A 16,845-nucleotide genomic window follows, 5' to 3' on the forward strand; every position below is an offset into this window, starting at 1 on the left:
CCGCTCCCCCCGCGGGCGCCTCAAGGGCGTTTTGTGCCGCTTTTCTAAAATGCGGTCACCACGCACCGTCCTTCCCCCGGGGGGCGCCCCCCCCCCCCCCCCCCCCCCCCCGGGCGGAACCCCTAGCCCCACTGCGACTGGACCATGAGCCGCCGCCTCGCTCGAGAAGATCCCCGACCGCGTGGATCACCCGCAGCTAGCCGATGGCCTCAGACCGGCTCTGAGAACCACAGCTGGGGTGCATCGCCCTCCCGGTGACCCACGATGCGCTGTTGGACCTCCACCAACCGATGCGGTGGGTCGGTGAAGACCAGCACCGCCCTGGGCGTGGCGCCTCTGCGCGCTGCGGGCCCGCCGACCAGACACCCGGTGCCCCTGGCACCGACACCCCCCTCCCACCCGGTGACAAAGCCCCTTGGCCGAGCTCTCCCGTACCCCGGTCATCCGGGCGCAAGGAACCGGCCGGCCGAAGATCCCGGCCGTACCGGATCGCCACGGACTCCGCTTCCAGGCCCACGACCGCCGGAAAGGACGACAGCCACCAGAACGCAGAGGCCATCACAGCCGTGGCCACCACAGCGACCATTCCCCCGTATCCAACGATCACCGGCACCAGCCCAACGGCGCTCACGGCAGCTGCCAGCAGATCCAGCATCACCGGTGAGGAGGCAGGAAACAGCTCCGGAACTCCATCACTGGTGCCCGATCAGCCCCACCCACGTCGTGGTCCACCGGGGGGGGACCACTCGACAAGCCAGGTGATGAGACCAGGTCTCAGTGACCCGGCCCGCGAGCGCGGGGCGAAGCAGGGCGAGCCCGGGGCGAAGCAGGCAGACGCTGCTGGTCTCCAGCACAGCTGTCGCTGCCGGGGTGGTGAGGGCGATGGTGCCGGGGTCGGTTGTGCGACATCGGGGGTCCGGTGCTGGGCGGAGCGGTCGGTGGCCTCGGCGGCGCGGGGAGGTCACTGCGCTGTCGCTGTCCGGGGAGGGTTGGGGTCATCGGCTGGGCCCGGGGCCTGCCGCCCGGGGTGGTGCTGGATTCCGGTGGAGATCTCGGGGCCGGCGACGGTTGCGTCGTGGTGTCCTCTGGTGGCCCTGTGCGATGGACAGCGATCCCGCGTGTGCACCTCACTTTTTTCCTCGCCCGGTTCTCCTCGGCGCCCGCGCTGCCCGGCCGGGCGCATCGGGAGGTCGCAGCTGCCCTCAGCCAGGCCCGCCCCTGGTGGTGCGGTGTACCGGCGGGGGCGTCGTCGTGGGTTCTCTCCACGATGAGTTCGCCCGGGCCCGTCAAGCCCGGGGCAGGCCCACGCTGGGGCTGTGGGAGGGGCACGGGGGCCCCGTTCGTGCTGACCGTCTTGCGGTCCTCCTTCGGGCAGCACCGCAGGAACATCCCCGCCCAGCTGCTGCCCACCCCGGTAGAGACCTACCTGGCGGAGCTGGGCCCGGGGTGGAGGTTGTCCCCGCGGGGCAGACCGGGCGCAGCTTGTGCCGGCGGTGGATGAAGGATCCGTGGCTCTCCCCCGATGACGGGGACACCGACGAGGAGGAGCACTCGTGGAGCTCCCCTGCTGGGGAGGCGCTGACCGGGGGGAGGGCCTGAGCCACCACCGGGCGCTGATCAGCGAGCCCCTGTCCACCATTCTGGACACGGTCCGGCCACGAGGCCATGGGAGCCCACCCCGGACCGGGAGGACCGCATCCGTGGCCTGGACCATCAACTCGCCCGGCCTGCCGGCGAGCGCGAGCGCTGGACCGGCCGGGCGTGAGGTGTTACGGGCTGGTGAGGAGCGGATGGGGGGGACGGGTATGCCGATGTGGTGGATCGGATCGAGCAGCTGCCCGGTGGCGTCCAGCCGGTGGAGGAGCCCTCTGTGGCGGTGCACCGGCGGATTCTTCAGGACCTCCGCCAGGAAGGAACGCCGGATCGGTGAGGACGACTTCGACCCGCCCGCCCGGCACCGAACTGCTGCACCACGAGCTGCTGCGCCACGAGCTGCTGCGCCACGAGCTGCTGCGCCACGAGCTGCTGCGCCACGAGCTGCTGCGGGAGCGCGACCAGCCCACCGGGGCTGGCCATGACCTTCGTCAACGACCTGGGCGCCGCTGCACCGCCCTGTGCCTGTGCTTGCTCCCCCGGCGGGGCCACGCGCACCGGGGATCACCCTGAAGACGACCACCGGCGACGGTGCCGTGGAGCCGCCGCACCTGGCGGGCCGGACCCCACCAGGTGCGACACCCAGGCGCTGCAGACCCAGCCGCCCGGGGTGGGAGTCTGGGACACCGACGCTTCACCCGCCCGCTTCCTTCGCCCCGAGGCTGCACCCCCGGGGCCTGGGCATCGGCGCCGACGGGGACGGGGAGCAGGCTCTGAGCCTGCTGATGCGCCCCCAGGCCGATCAGCAGACGGAGACCGGGGAGAGCCTCTCCAACAGGAGGGTCCTGCCCCGGCCCGGCCACCGACGCCCGCGCCGAGCACCGGCTCCAGCACTTCGAAGACCGCCACGCCTCCTGCCCCGGCCTGGACACGGAGACACAGCAGGTCCGGGCCCGGGAGGCCCTCCCCGGGCCTGCAGCACAACGACCAGCAGACCCACGAGCAGGCGGAGGCGATCGACACCTGAACGAGGGCGCACCAAGGCGGGGACACCCCCGTTTTGTGCTGTGGCAGTACCGCACCGAACGGGCACTGCTGGACACCGCAGTGTCCAGCAGCAGGTGCGCCAGACCCAGCAGCAGGAGCAGACCCAGCAGCAGGAGCAGACCCAGCAGCAGGAGCAGACCCAGCAGCAGGAGCAGACCCAGCAGCAGGAGCAGACCCGGCAGCAGGTGCGCGAGGCCCGTGGTGGGCTCCCCCCGGGCCCAGGAGGACCTGGGCGCCGTCGAGCACCCGCTGCGCGAGCACCGCAGAGACCGCCTGGAACATCTCCACACCACCTGGCAGACCCGGCAGGACCACGGGGAGGGAACCCGGGCAGCGCGGGCGCTGCAGGTGCTCATCCGCCCCGGCCCACCAGAACACCGCCACCACCACCGGCACCTTCCAGAATCGCCTCGATCCCGCCCTTCAGCGGCTGGAGGACCAGTCCCAGGCCCCGCCCAGCACGGGTTGTACCCACTGGAGGAAAAGATCCGGCAGCTCCAGGACGAACAGACGCCCCCGGGCCACCCGGCCAAGGCCGGCCCCCTCCCTCATCCCCCCAGGTGCGGCAGCAGATCACCGAAGCCACCGGCATCCCCGCCCAGCAACGGCCCTTCCACGGGAAACCGATCGACCTGCCCCCGGAACAACAGCAGGAGCGCCAGAACAACAGCAGCAGCGCCGGACAGTGGAGCTCACCTCCGCCTTACCGGCCACCATGCTTGCTGATCGACGAACACCGCCCGAAGGACTCCAGCCGAAGCATCGACCCCGGTGGAGCTGCCCGTGCGCGTGGCCTTCCACACCGGGCCCCTCACCGGCAGCTACACGCGGACCGGCACCGGATCTCGGACCAGCTCATCGGCCAGGACCCCCATCAGCGGCTGGGTCCAGGCCCGCGCCCGGTCCCCCGGACACCGACGCGCTGCGCGTGGGCCACCCCGAGGAGCGCGAAGACACCGATCGACAGATCACCGTGCACCACCAGACCCACCACCACCAGACCCACCACGATCAGCGCGGTTCCCGCAGCTGGAACCGCGACCAGAGATCCGTCATCGGCTTCTCGCGCACCCTCCGGCACCAAGAGCGCACCGAGCAACAGCACCCCCTGGGCCACCAAGCCCACCGCTGGGCCCACCACCAGACCCAGCTCACCGAGCAACCGACCCGGCCGCGAGCGCGCGCACAGGCCGAGCAGCACCCCCAGGACACGCAGTGACCCTCCCCCGAGAGGGACGAGAGGGACGAGGCGGACGAGGTGGAACACCGGATCCAGCCGGTGAAGGACCCACGACCCCCGGAACTGGCCGACAACGACCTACTGGCCACTGCCGCCCTGGGATCCCGGCAGGAGGAACTGGGCGAGGCTCGGCAGAGCGCGCAGAAGACCCCCGTACCGGGGCCGAGAACACCCTCGACCGGCTCCACCAGCACCACGGGAAGCTCGCGGAGCACCACGCCGAGCTCAGCGAGCTCAGCGAGCAGACCACACGGATCCCGGTCCGCCCGGACCACCCCACTGTCCCCGGACCAGACCGCCACCCCGCAGATCCGATGAGGCTGCCCGCCCGGGATCCCTGGACCCCGACCGATTCGACACCCCCCGCACCGGACTACGACAACGCCTGACCCAGCACTGAGACCGCGAGCGCACCCGCCCCCCGTGGGCGCAGGGCTGATACACCTCTTCGAGTCCTCCCGCACCCACTGGTCCACCCCAACCCGCAACCACCAGCCCGCGACACCACCACACCTCCCACACAAGGGGCACCACACACCACTCACCACCGTGGGGTGCCCGCACCCGGCAAGCGCCGACACAAACCACCACCGGCCCACACCACCGGACACGACCTCACCACCCCCACCGCCCTTCGTGATCCACGAGGAGCACCCCGCACCAAGACACCCCAGAGCTGAGCCCGGGGCGGGTCAGCAACAACACCGATCGGGCTGGCACCAGGGCCCTCTGCGCAGACCTGAAGCACCCATGGGCCAGAGGCACGGGCTCGCACCGGAAGCCCGGCACGACCCCACCCACTGGTAGGTGCTGGACTCAACGACCGGCCAAAGCCTCCGGAGGCGACCTGACGACCGGCGCCGGGGAATCCGGTACGGGAACCGGAAGTCCGGTACGGGAACCGGAAGTCCGGTACGGGAACCGGAAGTCCGGTACGGGAACCGGAAGTCCGGTACGGGAACCGGCCGGCGGGCGGTCTCGGCGCGGGAGAGCGAGACCACCAGCACCGAGGCCAGCACCAAGGCCGCAGCGAGACCACCCACCGCCCACCGGGCGCGTTCGACGTAGTGGATGCCCTCGCCCAGCAGCCCCCACTCCGGCGCCGGGGGCTGCCGGCTGCGGGCCCAGGCACCCGAGACCGGCGATGGCCACAGCCGTGCCGAGCAGAGGCAGCACGGCACGACGGGCCACCTCGGGCCACAAGGTGGGCAGGACCGTCCCGACCAGCACCCGAACCCGGCCCACGCCCAACAGAGGCAGCACCCGCACATCGGGCCCGGCGGAGATCTCGGCGACCAGCGCGGCGATGTGAGCGGGCAACCGCGCCCAGCTCACCAGCATGACGGCCCCAGCCGCCAAGGGACCGGCCACGACCCCCACCCGGATGCCGGCGATGATCGGTGGGGCCGCGGTGGGAACCTCCACCGGCCCGGTGGACCACACCCCGCTGAGTCCCAGGACCACACCGATCACCAGCCACGCCGCGACCACCAGGACCAGCCCCAAGGTATCCACCGCACCATGGCCCACCCCGGGCCAGCACACACCCCCCGGAAAGCATCCGCCCCCAACGGTCACGCCACCGAGGGCGCTTCCAACCACACCCGAACGCAGGTATAGGAGTCCCGGAACCACCCGGCCCCGATCAAGATCAACAACACGACCCCCGAGCGCACCGGAACCTCCCACCACAACCATCCCCGGCTGATTAAGGGACCAGGCACGGGCAAGTCCCCCGTGCGAGCGGACGGGCCCACCAGATGCCCACGGACCACCGCCGCCAACCCACCACAGACCCCGACCAGGACCAGGAACACCAGCACACCACCCTGCAGGACAGGAATGTCCCGGAAGCCACCCCCCACAGGGCCCAGCCCAGCCCAGGAATCACGAAGACCTCCTCCACAGGCACCGCTCCACCGGCGAGCCCGACAACAACCAACGCGAAGCGTCCCACCCCGATCCAGCGCCCTAGGGCAGCGCCCCGGGGCAGGACCGCGGCCGTGATCCGGACCCGGCAGCGCCCGGCCACGACCCAAGTATCCACCCAGCCCCCGGTGAACGCCCCGGCCAGAGCGATCGCCAGCAGACCCCCGACCAGCCCCCCCGGGCCAGGACCGGCAGCCCCACATGCTCAGGACCACTCCAACCAGCAGGGGGCAACCACCCCCACACCACCACCACCACCAGCACACCCCCAGCGCCGCGGCCACCACACCGGGCCCACCAGTGGGACACCCAACCAGCCCGGCACGAACAGTGGGAACACCGGCCAGCACAGCCACGAACAACACCACGGCCAGACCCGCGCCCATCAGCGTCACCGCCAGCACCGCAACCACTCCGCCACAGGCCCGATGGACTACGCCGCAGGCGGTTCCCGATCACCCCATGGATCCGCGGCCCGCCGCAGAAGCGTCCGTTGCCGCCACAGCCCCGAGACCACGAAACTCAACGCCAGGGAGCACAGAAAAGCCATCACGGAGCTCTCCATCACCCGCGACAGCACCGGCAAGATACCAGCCAGGCACAAGCCGGCCCGCAACTGCTCCTTCACCGAGCTCTCGGGCTTCGGACCCCTCCGCGCATCCGTCCCCGAAGCCTACGAACAACGCCCCACCCCACAGTGACCAAACCACCTCTTCCGCGGCCCGCACGCACCCGGCACCGAGACCTCCGGCCGGGCCTTCCCGCACCCCACTAGACTGCCAATATGCCCATCTCGGCCCCCTCCGCCCCGTCGTCCGCTCGGATCAGGGCCCGCTCGACCACCTGGCCCGCCGCCCTGACCGTCGATGTGCTCCTCGTCCTCCTGTTCGCGAGCCTCGGCCGCAATGCCCATGCCCTGGACCCGGCCGGCGTGCTGGAGACGGCCTGGCCGTTCCTCGCCGGACTTCTTCTGGGCTGGGCCGCCTGGCAGGTGCACCGAGCTCCTTTCGCCCCGTGGCCGCGGGGAATCGCCCTGTGGCTGACCACCGTGGCCGTCGGAATGGGCCTGCGGGTGCTCGTCGGAGAGGGCACGGCGCCCAGCTTCGTGCTCGTGACGCTCGTGGTGCTCGCCGTCTTCCTCCTGGGTCCCCGCTGCCTGGCGCTCCTGGTGCGCGCGGCCCGATCCCGTCGTCGTACCGGCTGACCGTCCCGTTCCCCCCCCCCCGGCCCCGGCCGGCTCCGTCCCGAGAAAGGCCTCCCATGCTCACTGCCATCGTCCTCATCAAGACCTCCGCCGACAGGATCCCCGAGGTCGCCGAAGAGATCTCCGGCATCGCCGGCATCAGCGAGGTGTACTCCGTGACCGGCGACTGGGACCTGATCGCCATGGTGCGCGTCCATCGGCACGAGGATCTCGCGGACGTCATCGCCGACCGGCTCTCCAAGGTCGACGGCGTCGTGGGCACGAACACCAACATCGCCTTCCGCACCTACAGCAAGCACGACCTCGAGGCCGCGTTCTCACTCGGCATCGACTGAGGGACCCGGTCGGTCGCGGCGCGGTGCACCCCGGGACAGCAGGAGGCCGGTGAGCGGGCTGCTCACCGGCCTCCGTCGTCGTCGGTCCTGTCCGACGGGCTGCGCTCAGCGGGTCGTGTGGGCGATCCAGCGGTCCAGGACGTCGCGCGCCGCGCCGCTGTCGATGGCCTCCTCGGCCCGGCGGACCGCGGCGGCCATGCGGTCGTCGAAGGAACCGTCCGCCGTCGGCTCGTAGGCCATCAGGCCCGCGGCCGAGTTGAGCAGGACGGCATTGCGCACGTGCCCCTTCTCCCCCGCCAGCACCTGTTCGACGACCCGGGCATTGTACTGCGCGTCCTGGCCGCGTAGGTCCTCGATGCGGGCTCGCGGCATGCCGTGGTCCAGAGGCTCGACGTCGTGCCGCTCGACCGTGCCGCCGCGCACCTCCCAGACCTCGGAGGGCGCCGTGACGGTCAGCTCGTCCAGACCGTCGCCGCCGCGGAAGACGAGGGCGCGATGCCCGCGGGCCGCGAAGACCCCGGCGATCAGCGGGGCCAGAGAGCGGTCGGCCACGCCGATCGCCGACGCCTCGACCCGCGCCGGATTCGTCATGGGTCCGAGGACGTTGAAGGTCGTGGCCACGCGAAGCTGCGCGCGCGCGGCGGCCACGAACCGCATCGACGGGTGGAAGGTCTGGGCGAACAGGAAGGTGATGCCGACGTGCTGCGCCGCGGACTCCACCAGCTCGACCGGCTGGTCCAGGCGGACGCCGAGCGCCTCGAGGACATCCGCGGACCCGGACTTCGACGACGACGCGCGGTTGCCGTGCTTGACGACCTTGGCGCCCGCGCCGGCGCAGACCAGCGCGGACATCGTGGAGATGTTCACGCTGGACAACCGGTCACCACCGGTGCCGACGATGTCCAGAGCAGGCCCGGGGACGTCCGCCGGCCGCGCACGGCCGACCATGGCGTCCGCCAGGCCGGTGAGCTCCTCGACCGTCTCACCCTTGGCCCGCAGGGCGACGAGGAAACCCGCGATGACCACGTCCGGCACCTCCCCGGACATGAGGGTGTCCATGGCCCAGTACGCCTGCTCCCGGGTCAGGTCGGCCCCCGAGATCAGCGCGGTGATCAGCTCGGGCCACTCGAAGTGCGGTGCGGTCGTCGGAGTCGTCGTGTTCACGCTCCCGATCGTATCGCCCGGCCTCGCGGACGTCGGAACGCTCGCGTGACGCCCGGCCGAAGTCGCTCGCAGTCGGTGTGATACATGCCACAACCCGGAGCCGGGGTCGCGGTCCGGACCCTCTTCTCCGCGCCCCGGAGCGGTGCGGCGCCGGCGAGCCTGGTCACGGGCAAGGACGAGCATCGGGACACGCGAACCGCCCGATCGGATCCTGGTTGGTCCACCGGCAGTTTTGGCGACATAATGTCTCTGTGACGACTGCAACCCATACCCCAGCCAAGCCGCTAGGCGGGTCGATCAACCGGCCCAACCTCACCTCGGTGGGCACCATCGTGTGGCTCTCCTCCGAGCTGATGTTCTTCGCCGGCCTCTTCGCCATGTACTTCACCCTGCGCTCCACCTCTCCGGAGCTGTGGGCGGAGGAGTCTGCCAAGCTGAACATCCCGCTGGCCCTCATCAACACGATCATCCTGGTGTCGAGCTCGGTGACGTGCCAGTTCGGCGTCTTCGCGGCCGAGCGGCTCCAGCCCCGCCGCGCGGGCGGCGTCTTCGACGTGCGCCGGTGGGGCATGGTCGAGTGGTTCGCCCTCACGTTCATCATGGGCGCCATCTTCGTGGCCGTGCAGTCCTTCGAGTACGCCGAGCTGGTCGCGCACGGCATCAGCATCCCGGCCAACTCGTACGGCTCCGCCTTCTACATCACCACGGGCTTCCACGCCCTGCACGTGACCGGCGGCCTCATCGCCTTCTTGTTCATCATGGGTCGCGCCTTCGTGGCCAAGCGTTTCGGGCACTACGAGGCCACGTCGGCCATCGTGGTGTCCTACTACTGGCACTTCGTGGACGTCGTCTGGATCGTCCTCTTCCTCGTGGTCTACTTCCTGAAGTAGCCCGCGCCGTCCCGGGGACGCCCCAGCAAACCAACGCAGCACCGAGTTAAAGGAACGTTTGACGTGAAGGCACTTTCGCAACAGCGGCGCCACCCTCTAGCAGTCCTCGTACTGATGGTCCTGGCCCTGCTCCTCAGCGGTGGTCTCTATGCAGTCGCCACCACCACCAACGAGGCCAAGGCCCAGACCGAGTCCTACTCGGCCCAGGACCTCGAAGCGGGCGAAAAGCTGTTCATCGCGAACTGTTCGACCTGTCACGGTCTCGACGGGGCGGGAACCCCGTCCGGGCCGTCGCTGGTCGGCGTCGGCGCGGCCGCGGTCGACTTCCAGGTGGGCACCGGGCGCATGCCCATGCAGGCCAACGGCCCGCAGGCACCGCAGAAGGCCCCCCAGTTCAACCCCGAGGAAGTCGCCCAGATGGCCGGCTACGTGGCCACCTTCGGCCCCGGCCCGGCCCTGCCGGAGGCGGAGTACCTGGACGTCACCCAGGGCGACGCCGCCAACGGCGCGAAGGTCTTCCTCGCCAACTGCGCGATGTGCCACAACGCCGCCGGCGCCGGCGGCGCCCTGACCCGCGGCAAGTACGCCCCGTCCCTAATGGGCGTCGAGGAGGGGCACATCTACGAGGCCATGCAGACCGGCCCGCAGAACATGCCCGTGTTCAACGACGCGAACATCACCCCCGAGGAGAAGCGCGACGTCATCACGTACCTGAAGACCCTCGAGCAGAGCCCCAACCCGGGCGGCTTCGGCCTGGGTGCGCTCGGCCCCGTCTCGGAGGGCCTGTTCGTCTGGACCATCGGCCTCGCCGTCATCATCGGGTTCACCATCTGGCTCACCTCGCGCTCCGCCTGACACTGCGCCGCGCCGACAGCAGATGTCGGACCCACTCGCTACGATCAACTGCACCAAGAGAAGAATGAGGGACCACATGGGAAGCCACAGTGACGGCACTCCCCACGAGTCGGGAACAGTTGCCACCACGGGCACCACGGCGATGGAGCGTTTTCCCGACCCCGGGCTGCCCCCGCACCGCCCCCGTCTGACGGATGTCGACGCCCAGGCGGCCAAGCGTGCCGAACGGCAGGTCGTCCTGCTGTTCCTGATCTCGATCCTCGGGTCGATCCTGTTCTTCGTCGGCTACTTCGGCATCCGCGTCGACGGCCCGATCTACGACGTCACGAACACGGCGCCGACCCGGGCGCTGCAGGTGCAGAACCTCCTCCTGGGGCTGGGTATCGCGCTCGGCATGTTCGGCATCGGCCTCGGCGTCGTGCATTGGGCCCGTACCCTCATGCCGGACCACGAGCTGGTCGAGAGCCGGCACGCGGTGCGCACCGAGGAGCAGCGCGCCGAGGCCCAGAGCATCCTCACCACGATCTACGACGAGTCCGGCATCAAGCGCCGCCCGCTGCTGCGCAACACCCTCATCGGCGCGGCCGTCCTCGCTCCCCTGCCATTCGTCGGGCTGCTCAAGGACCTGGGTCCGACGGACCTCGACGTCCTCAAGGAGACCCTGTGGGACGAGGGGATCCGCCTGGTGCGTGACCCCTCCGGCACTCCCATCAAGGCGTCGGACGTCACGCTGGGCTCCACCTTCCACGTCGTGCCGGAGAACCTGAGCGCGATCGGGCACAACGAGGGCTACCTGGACGAGAAGGCCAAGGCCGTGGTCCTGCTCATGCGCCTCGACCCGGAGACCGTCAACGTCTCTCCGGAGAAGGCCGACTGGAACGTCGACGGCATCTTCGCCTACTCGAAGGTCTGCACCCACGTCGGCTGCCCGGTGGCGCTCTACGAGCAGCAGACGCACCACCTGCTGTGCCCGTGCCACCAGTCCACGTTCGACCTCGCCAACGAGTGCGAGGTCATCTTCGGGCCGGCTGCCCGGCCCCTCCCCCAGCTGCCGATCACCGTGGACGACGAGGGCTACCTCGTGGCCCGCAGCGACTTCCTGGAGCCGGTCGGCCCGACCTACTCCCAGCGGGGGACCCATGTCGAAGAGATGCAGGGTGAGGCGAACTGATGTCCACGTCCACTGATTTTGACTACAAGCCGCAGACCGGTACCGGCCGGATCGCGAACTTCGTCGACACCCGGGTCGGGATGTCGCCGATGGTCAAGGAGTTCGGCCGGAAGATCTTCCCGGACCACTGGTCCTTCATGTTCGGCGAGGTGGCGCTGTACACCTTCGTCATCCTGCTGCTCTCGGGCACGTTCCTGGCGCTCTGGTTCGAGCCGTCCATGGCCGCGCTCGAGTACGAGGGGTCGTACGTGCCCATGCAGGGCGTCGAGATGTCCGCGGCCTACGCGTCCTCCCTCGACATCTCCTTCGACATCCGCGGTGGGCTGTTCCTGCGCCAGATCCACCACTGGTCCGCGCTGGTGTTCGCCGCCGCCGTGGCCGTGCACATGCTTCGAGTGTTCTTCACCGGCGCGTTCCGGCGCCCCCGCGAGCTGAACTGGCTCGTCGGTGTCGGGCTCTTCCTGCTGGCCATCGTCGCGGGCTTCTCCGGCTACTCCCTGCCGGACGACGTCCTCTCCGGCAACGGCCTGCGGATCGCCGACGCGATCCTCAAGGCGATCCCGCTCGTGGGTGCCTACATGTCGATGTTCCTGTTCGGCGGTGAGTTCCCGGGACACGACATCATCGCGCGGCTCTACATCATCCACGTGCTGCTGATCCCCGCGGCGATCCTCGGGCTGATCGTGGTGCACCTGTTCATGGTCGTCGTGCACAAGCACACCCAGTTCCCCGGCCCGGGCCGCACCGAGAACAACGTCGTCGGCTTCCCCGTCGGCCCGATCTACGCGGCCAAGGCGGGCGGCTTCTTCTTCATCGTGTTCGGGATCATGGCGCTGATGGCGGCCACCACCACCATCAACGCGATCTGGAACTACGGCCCGTACGACCCCTCGCCGGTGCAGGCCGGATCCCAGCCCGACTGGTACATGGGCTTCACCGACGGGGCCGTGCGCCTGATGCCCGGCACCTGGCCGTTCAACTGGGAGTGGGACTTCTGGGGCATGTCGATCCCCATGAACGTCCTGCTGCCCATGATGCCGATCATGGTCCTGTTCGGGCTCATGGCCGCCTGGCCGTGGATCGAGCGCTGGGTCACGAAGGACGACCGAGAGCACCACATCCTGGACCGCCCGCGCAACGCTCCCTTCCGCACCGCCATGGGCGTGGCCGGTGTGACGTTCTACACCGTCATGCTCGTCGCGGCCAGCGGTGACCTCATCGCGACCCACTTCAACATTTCGCTCAACGACATCATCTACTGGTTGCGGGCCGCGTACTTCCTCGCACCGATCCTCGGGTTCATCATCACCCGTCGCATCTGCCTGGCCCTCCAGCGCAAGGACCGCGAGATCGTGCTGCACGGTCGCGAGACCGGCCGGGTCCAGCAGCTGCCGCACGGCGAGTACATCGAGGTGCACGAGCCGCTCGACGAGTACAAGCGCTACCGACTGGTCGCCATGCCGGACTACGACGTACTGCCGGCCCAGCCGAACGGCAAGGGCAAGATCACGGGCATCGAGAAGGCCCGTGAGCGGGTCAGCCGGTTCTTCTTCGAGGACCGCGTCGCTCCCGTCACCCCGGCGGAGCTCGAGGCGGCGCACCACCACCACGAGGCGGAGGCCGTGACGGCCGGTCCCCAGGACCGGGAACTCGTTCGCTGAGTTCCGTTCCCGCCTGACAGGGCCCCGAGAGGAACTCCTCTCGGGGCCCTGTCGCGTGTCGACCCGCTCCCCACTGTGCGTCGACAGCCCCGCGAACGACGTCGGTCCGTGGCCCGCGAGACTGGGGTGCACCACGACCTCGTACTCCTCGCTCAGTCCCAGCTCCGCCAACGCCAGTGGGAGCTTCACGCCTCCCACCAACTGCCCCTTGTCCGTCTCCGGCTCGAGCCGATGAACCGCCCTCTTCGGGCCGCGGCCGACCAAGAAAACCGATCGACGGGGCCGTCCCGGTGGACTCGACAATCGCCCGTGCCCACCAGCACGCCATCGACCCCATCCGTCGCACAGGGGGAGGTGTCGAACCGTCCAAATCTGTGCCCCGAGCCGGCTGCCGGTCACGCCATCGACCGTTCCCGGCGTGGGCTTGCCACCAGGCTCCGCCCCCTGGTCGATAAAGACAGGCTAGCCCCGGGTGGCGCTCGTGGCCCGCAGCACGGCGGGGACACCCCGATGTCGCCGCACCTCATGTCCCGCCTGCTCGTGAGTCACGCCGGATCCGTGAGCCCGGGGTGCACGCCCTCAACGACTTCAGACCGACAAGGCCTGCTCCTACCGGGCAGTCCGCGCTCACGCGCAGTTCTGCGGCATCACCGCGGTCATTCCGGTACCGGCGGTCAGGGCGAGCATTGCGGCGACGCGACTCCCCCGGCGATCGGCCGCCGGCCCTCGCCGCGCACGATCACCAGGGCCGCAGCGTCGTGGAGTGGTCCGTCATCCCCGTGCAGTGGCGAGGACTGGTCTTCTGCTCTGACGAGCCGGCCTCGACCGCCCGGGGCGGGACCGTGCTGCGGGCGTCGCTGTCACGCGCGAAGCCCTCGGAATGCTCCCCCGGCTCGCCCGAGACGTCGACAGACCGAGGGTGGCGACGGACGTCTGCCACGGTCCCGATGCCGCCCGGAAGGCGGCCGCGATGTCGGTTGTGAGCGCCGCCGGCATCTCGCGGCTGTCGAAAGGTACCCCGGAGGTGCGATCCCGCGCGTCGTTGGTGACCTGGATGCGTGCGATCCGCCCGTCCCGGTGAACCCCCACCAGCCGCAGGTGCGGGTCGGCGTGCGAAAGGTGCTCGAGATACGAATCCAGATCGTCGACCAGCTCACTCCACAGCTGCTCCGGGGTCAGGGGTCGTCCGGGTAGCTCTGCGTCTCCCCCGCGCAAGGCAGGACAAGGGGCCCGGTGGCGTCCGAGAACAGTTGCGCGATCCGCGCGCGTCCAGCGGTGCAGGGGATCGTCACCGACGGCCCGGCCACGCACTGCACCTGACCCACCTCCTCGGACATCGTCACACCGGTGACGGCGCTGTGCGGCTGTATACGTTCCACCATGGACAGCTCAGGGAGGAACGTCGCCTCGACCTCGATCACATTCCTCATCCTCACGGCGGTTCACGACGCCCCCACGCCGACAGACGGACTGTCCGGAGGAAGCATGCTCCCCTGGAGTGCGCCCATGGGAAGACACGGCCCGGGGACCTCGGTCGGGTCGGACCAGCGGTGGACCGGACACGGGAGAGGCCCCGGACACCGTGGGTGTCCGGGGCCTCTCGGCGCGATGACGCGGAATGCCGACGGTCAGTGGGCGTGCTCGCCGCGGGAGTGCTCGAAGATCAGACCGACCAGACCCATCAGCGCCACGGGGGCTGCGAGCATCAGGATCCACCAGTCGATCGCCATGCTGATGAACGCCAGGGCGCAGCCGACGCCGAGCAGCAGGGGCCACCAGCTCCACGGGGAGAAGTGCCCGTACTCGCCGGCCGACTCGACGATCTCACCGTCGAGCTTGTCCTCGGGCAGGACGCCCCCGGTGTTGCGGTCCACGAGCCACAGGTAGACCGCCAGCATGAAGGACATGGCGCCGACGCCCAGCAGTCCGGGGAACCCCACGAGCTCCTGGAAGCGCGTCAGGAAGCCGTACACCGTGGCGGCGATGAAGCAGAACACGCCGAGGAGCAGGAACAGGTTGATGGACAGTTTCATGCTCAGCCCTTCCGTGTGGCGATGGCGCCGTCGTCGACCGGGGACTGCTGCGGGGACTCCGCCGCCAGCTCCGGGTGGTGCAGGTCGAGCGCCGGGCGCTCGGAGCGGATGCGCGGGAGCGAGGTGAAGTTGTGCCGCGGGGGCGGGCAGGACGTCGCCCACTCGAGCGAGCCGCCGAAGCCCCACGGGTCGTCGACCTCGACCTTCTTGCCGTTGCGGTGGGTGATGTAGACGTTCCAGAAGAACGGGATCATCGACACACCGGTGAGCATGGCCCCGACGGTGGAGATCTGGTGCATCCAGGTGAAGCCGTCCTCGGGCAGGTAGTCCGCGTAGCGACGCGGCATCCCGTCCACGCCCAGCCAGTGCTGGATGAGGAAGGTCATGTGGAAGCCCAGGAACAGCAGCCAGAACTGGATCTTGCCGAGCCGCTCGTTGAGCATGTAGCCCGTGAACTTCGGCCACCAGAAGAAGAAGCCGGCGAACATGGCGAACACGATGGTGCCGAACACCACGTAGTGGAAGTGAGCCACCACGAAGTAGGAGTCGTTGAGGTGGAAGTCCAGTGGCGGGGACGCGAGGATCACGCCGGTCAGGCCTCCGAAGAGGAAGGTGAACATGAAGCCGAGCACCCACAGCATGGGGGTCTCGAAGGTGATCGAGCCCTGCCACATGGTGCCGATCCAGTTGAAGAACTTCACCCCGGTGGGCACGGCGATCATCATCGTCATGAACGCGAAGAAGCTGAGCATCACCGCGCCGGTCACGTACATGTGGTGGGCCCACACCGTCACGGACAAAGCCGCGATGGTGATGGTCGCGAAGACGAGGCCCTTGTAGCCGAACAGCGGCTTGCGGGAGAACACGGGGATGATCTCCGAGACGATGCCGAAGAACGGCAGCGCCAGAACGTAGACCTCGGGGTGGCCGAAGAACCAGAACAGGTGCTGCCACAGCACCGCGCCGCCGTTGGCCGGGTCGAAGATGTGCCCGCCGAGGGTGCGGTCCATGCCCAGGGCGAAGAGGGCCGCGGCCAGCGGGGGGAACACCATGATGACCAGCAGCGAGGTGATCAGCGTGTTCCAGGTGAACAGGCCCATCCGCCACACGGTCATGCCCGGGGCGCGCATCGAGATGATCGTGGTGATGAAGTTGACGCCGCCCATGATCGTGCCGAAGCCGGACAGCGCCAGGCCGAACACCCAGAGGTCACCGCCGGCGCCCGGGGTGAAGGAGGAGTTCGAGAGCGGGGTGTACGCGTACCAGCCGAAGGAGGCGGCGCCCTGCGGGGTGATGAACCCGGCGGTCGCGATGAGCGAGCCGAACAGGAAGAACCAGAACGCCAGGGCGTTCAGGCGCGGGAAGGCGACGTCGGGGGCGCCGATCTGCAGGGGGACGATGACGTTGGCGAAGCCGACGAACAACGGGGTGCCGAACATCAGCAGCATCAGCGTGCCGTGCATGGTGAACAGCTGGTTGTACTGCTCCTTCGTCTCCAGGATCTGCATGCCCGGCTCGAAGAGCTCGGCGCGGATCAGCAGGGCCATGAGGCCCGCCAGGCAGAAGAAGACGAAGGACGAGATCAGGTACATGTACCCGATCGTCTTGTGGTCGGTGGACGTGATCCAGTTGACGACCATCCGCCCCTTGGACCGGGGCACCACGCGCGGGGCGACTGTGGCTGCCTCGTCCCGTGAATACTCGAGAGTGGACACCGGTACTC

12 protein-coding genes are annotated in these 16,845 nt (G+C 69.5%); 8 read left to right on the forward strand and 4 right to left on the reverse strand.

Features of this window, described 5'->3' with window-relative positions:
* The first annotated feature begins 1,926 nt into the window (after nt 1-1,926).
* The 4 genes from RE027_RS10970 to RE027_RS10985 all read left to right on the forward strand — a co-directional run bounded on the left by RE027_RS10970 (nt 1,927) and on the right by RE027_RS10985 (nt 7,348).
* The gene (locus RE027_RS10970) at nt 1,927-2,166 is read left to right on the forward strand and encodes a hypothetical protein (RefSeq protein WP_368808303.1); all 240 of its coding nucleotides are present in this window, start codon (nt 1,927-1,929) and stop codon (nt 2,164-2,166) included.
* Nucleotides 2,167-3,568: 1,402 nt separating this feature from the next.
* Nucleotides 3,569-3,859 (forward strand): hypothetical protein, encoded by a 291-nt coding sequence (locus tag RE027_RS10975; RefSeq protein WP_368808304.1) that lies wholly within the window; start codon nt 3,569-3,571, stop codon nt 3,857-3,859.
* 2,734 nt (nt 3,860-6,593) lie between these two features.
* Nucleotides 6,594-7,013 (forward strand): DUF3054 domain-containing protein, encoded by a 420-nt coding sequence (locus tag RE027_RS10980; protein ID WP_368808305.1) that lies wholly within the window; start codon nt 6,594-6,596, stop codon nt 7,011-7,013.
* A 56-nt stretch (nt 7,014-7,069) separates the two neighbouring features.
* Nucleotides 7,070-7,348, forward strand: a complete 279-nt coding sequence (locus tag RE027_RS10985) for an Lrp/AsnC family transcriptional regulator (protein WP_368808306.1) — start codon at nt 7,070-7,072, stop codon at nt 7,346-7,348.
* Between the two features lie 105 nt (nt 7,349-7,453).
* On the opposite strand, the gene trpD is transcribed toward RE027_RS10985, so the two are convergent.
* On the reverse strand, nt 7,454-8,512 hold the full coding sequence (trpD, locus tag RE027_RS10990) for an anthranilate phosphoribosyltransferase (protein WP_368808307.1): 1,059 nt from the start codon (nt 8,510-8,512) through the stop codon (nt 7,454-7,456).
* A gap of 251 nt (nt 8,513-8,763) precedes the next feature.
* On the opposite strand from trpD, the gene ctaE reads away from it, so the two are divergent.
* From ctaE to qcrB, 4 genes are all read left to right on the forward strand, one after another.
* Nucleotides 8,764-9,402 carry an aa3-type cytochrome oxidase subunit III gene (gene ctaE, locus RE027_RS10995; protein ID WP_368808308.1) on the forward strand — a complete coding sequence of 213 codons (639 nt, stop codon included), beginning with the start codon at nt 8,764-8,766 and terminating at the stop codon, nt 9,400-9,402.
* A gap of 63 nt (nt 9,403-9,465) precedes the next feature.
* Nucleotides 9,466-10,257, forward strand: coding sequence for a cytochrome bc1 complex diheme cytochrome c subunit (gene qcrC / locus RE027_RS11000; RefSeq protein ID WP_368808309.1), 792 nt, complete (start codon nt 9,466-9,468; stop codon nt 10,255-10,257).
* 76 nt (nt 10,258-10,333) lie between these two features.
* Nucleotides 10,334-11,428 carry a cytochrome bc1 complex Rieske iron-sulfur subunit gene (gene qcrA / locus RE027_RS11005; RefSeq protein WP_368808310.1) on the forward strand — a complete coding sequence of 365 codons (1,095 nt, stop codon included), beginning with the start codon at nt 10,334-10,336 and terminating at the stop codon, nt 11,426-11,428.
* Nucleotides 11,428-13,089, forward strand: coding sequence for a cytochrome bc1 complex cytochrome b subunit (gene qcrB, locus RE027_RS11010; protein WP_368808311.1), 1,662 nt, complete (start codon nt 11,428-11,430; stop codon nt 13,087-13,089). The genes qcrA and qcrB overlap by 1 nt, the downstream gene beginning before the upstream one ends.
* Before the next feature lie 1,175 nt (nt 13,090-14,264).
* On the opposite strand, the gene RE027_RS11015 is transcribed toward qcrB, so the two are convergent.
* The 3 genes from RE027_RS11015 to ctaD form a co-directional block, all read right to left on the reverse strand.
* On the reverse strand, nt 14,265-14,510 hold the full coding sequence (locus tag RE027_RS11015; protein WP_368808312.1) for a hypothetical protein: 246 nt from the start codon (nt 14,508-14,510) through the stop codon (nt 14,265-14,267).
* Nucleotides 14,511-14,717: 207 nt separating this feature from the next.
* Nucleotides 14,718-15,122, reverse strand: coding sequence for a cytochrome c oxidase subunit 4 (locus tag RE027_RS11020; RefSeq protein WP_368808313.1), 405 nt, complete (start codon nt 15,120-15,122; stop codon nt 14,718-14,720).
* A gap of 2 nt (nt 15,123-15,124) precedes the next feature.
* A complete protein-coding gene (ctaD, locus tag RE027_RS11025) occupies nt 15,125-16,837 on the reverse strand; it encodes an aa3-type cytochrome oxidase subunit I (protein ID WP_368808314.1) in 1,713 nt (570 codons plus the stop codon).
* Nucleotides 16,838-16,845 lie beyond the last annotated feature (8 nt).

The sequence above is a fragment of the Kocuria sabuli genome, assembly GCF_040981185.1.
Lineage (GTDB): Bacteria > Actinomycetota > Actinomycetes > Actinomycetales > Micrococcaceae > Kocuria > Kocuria sabuli.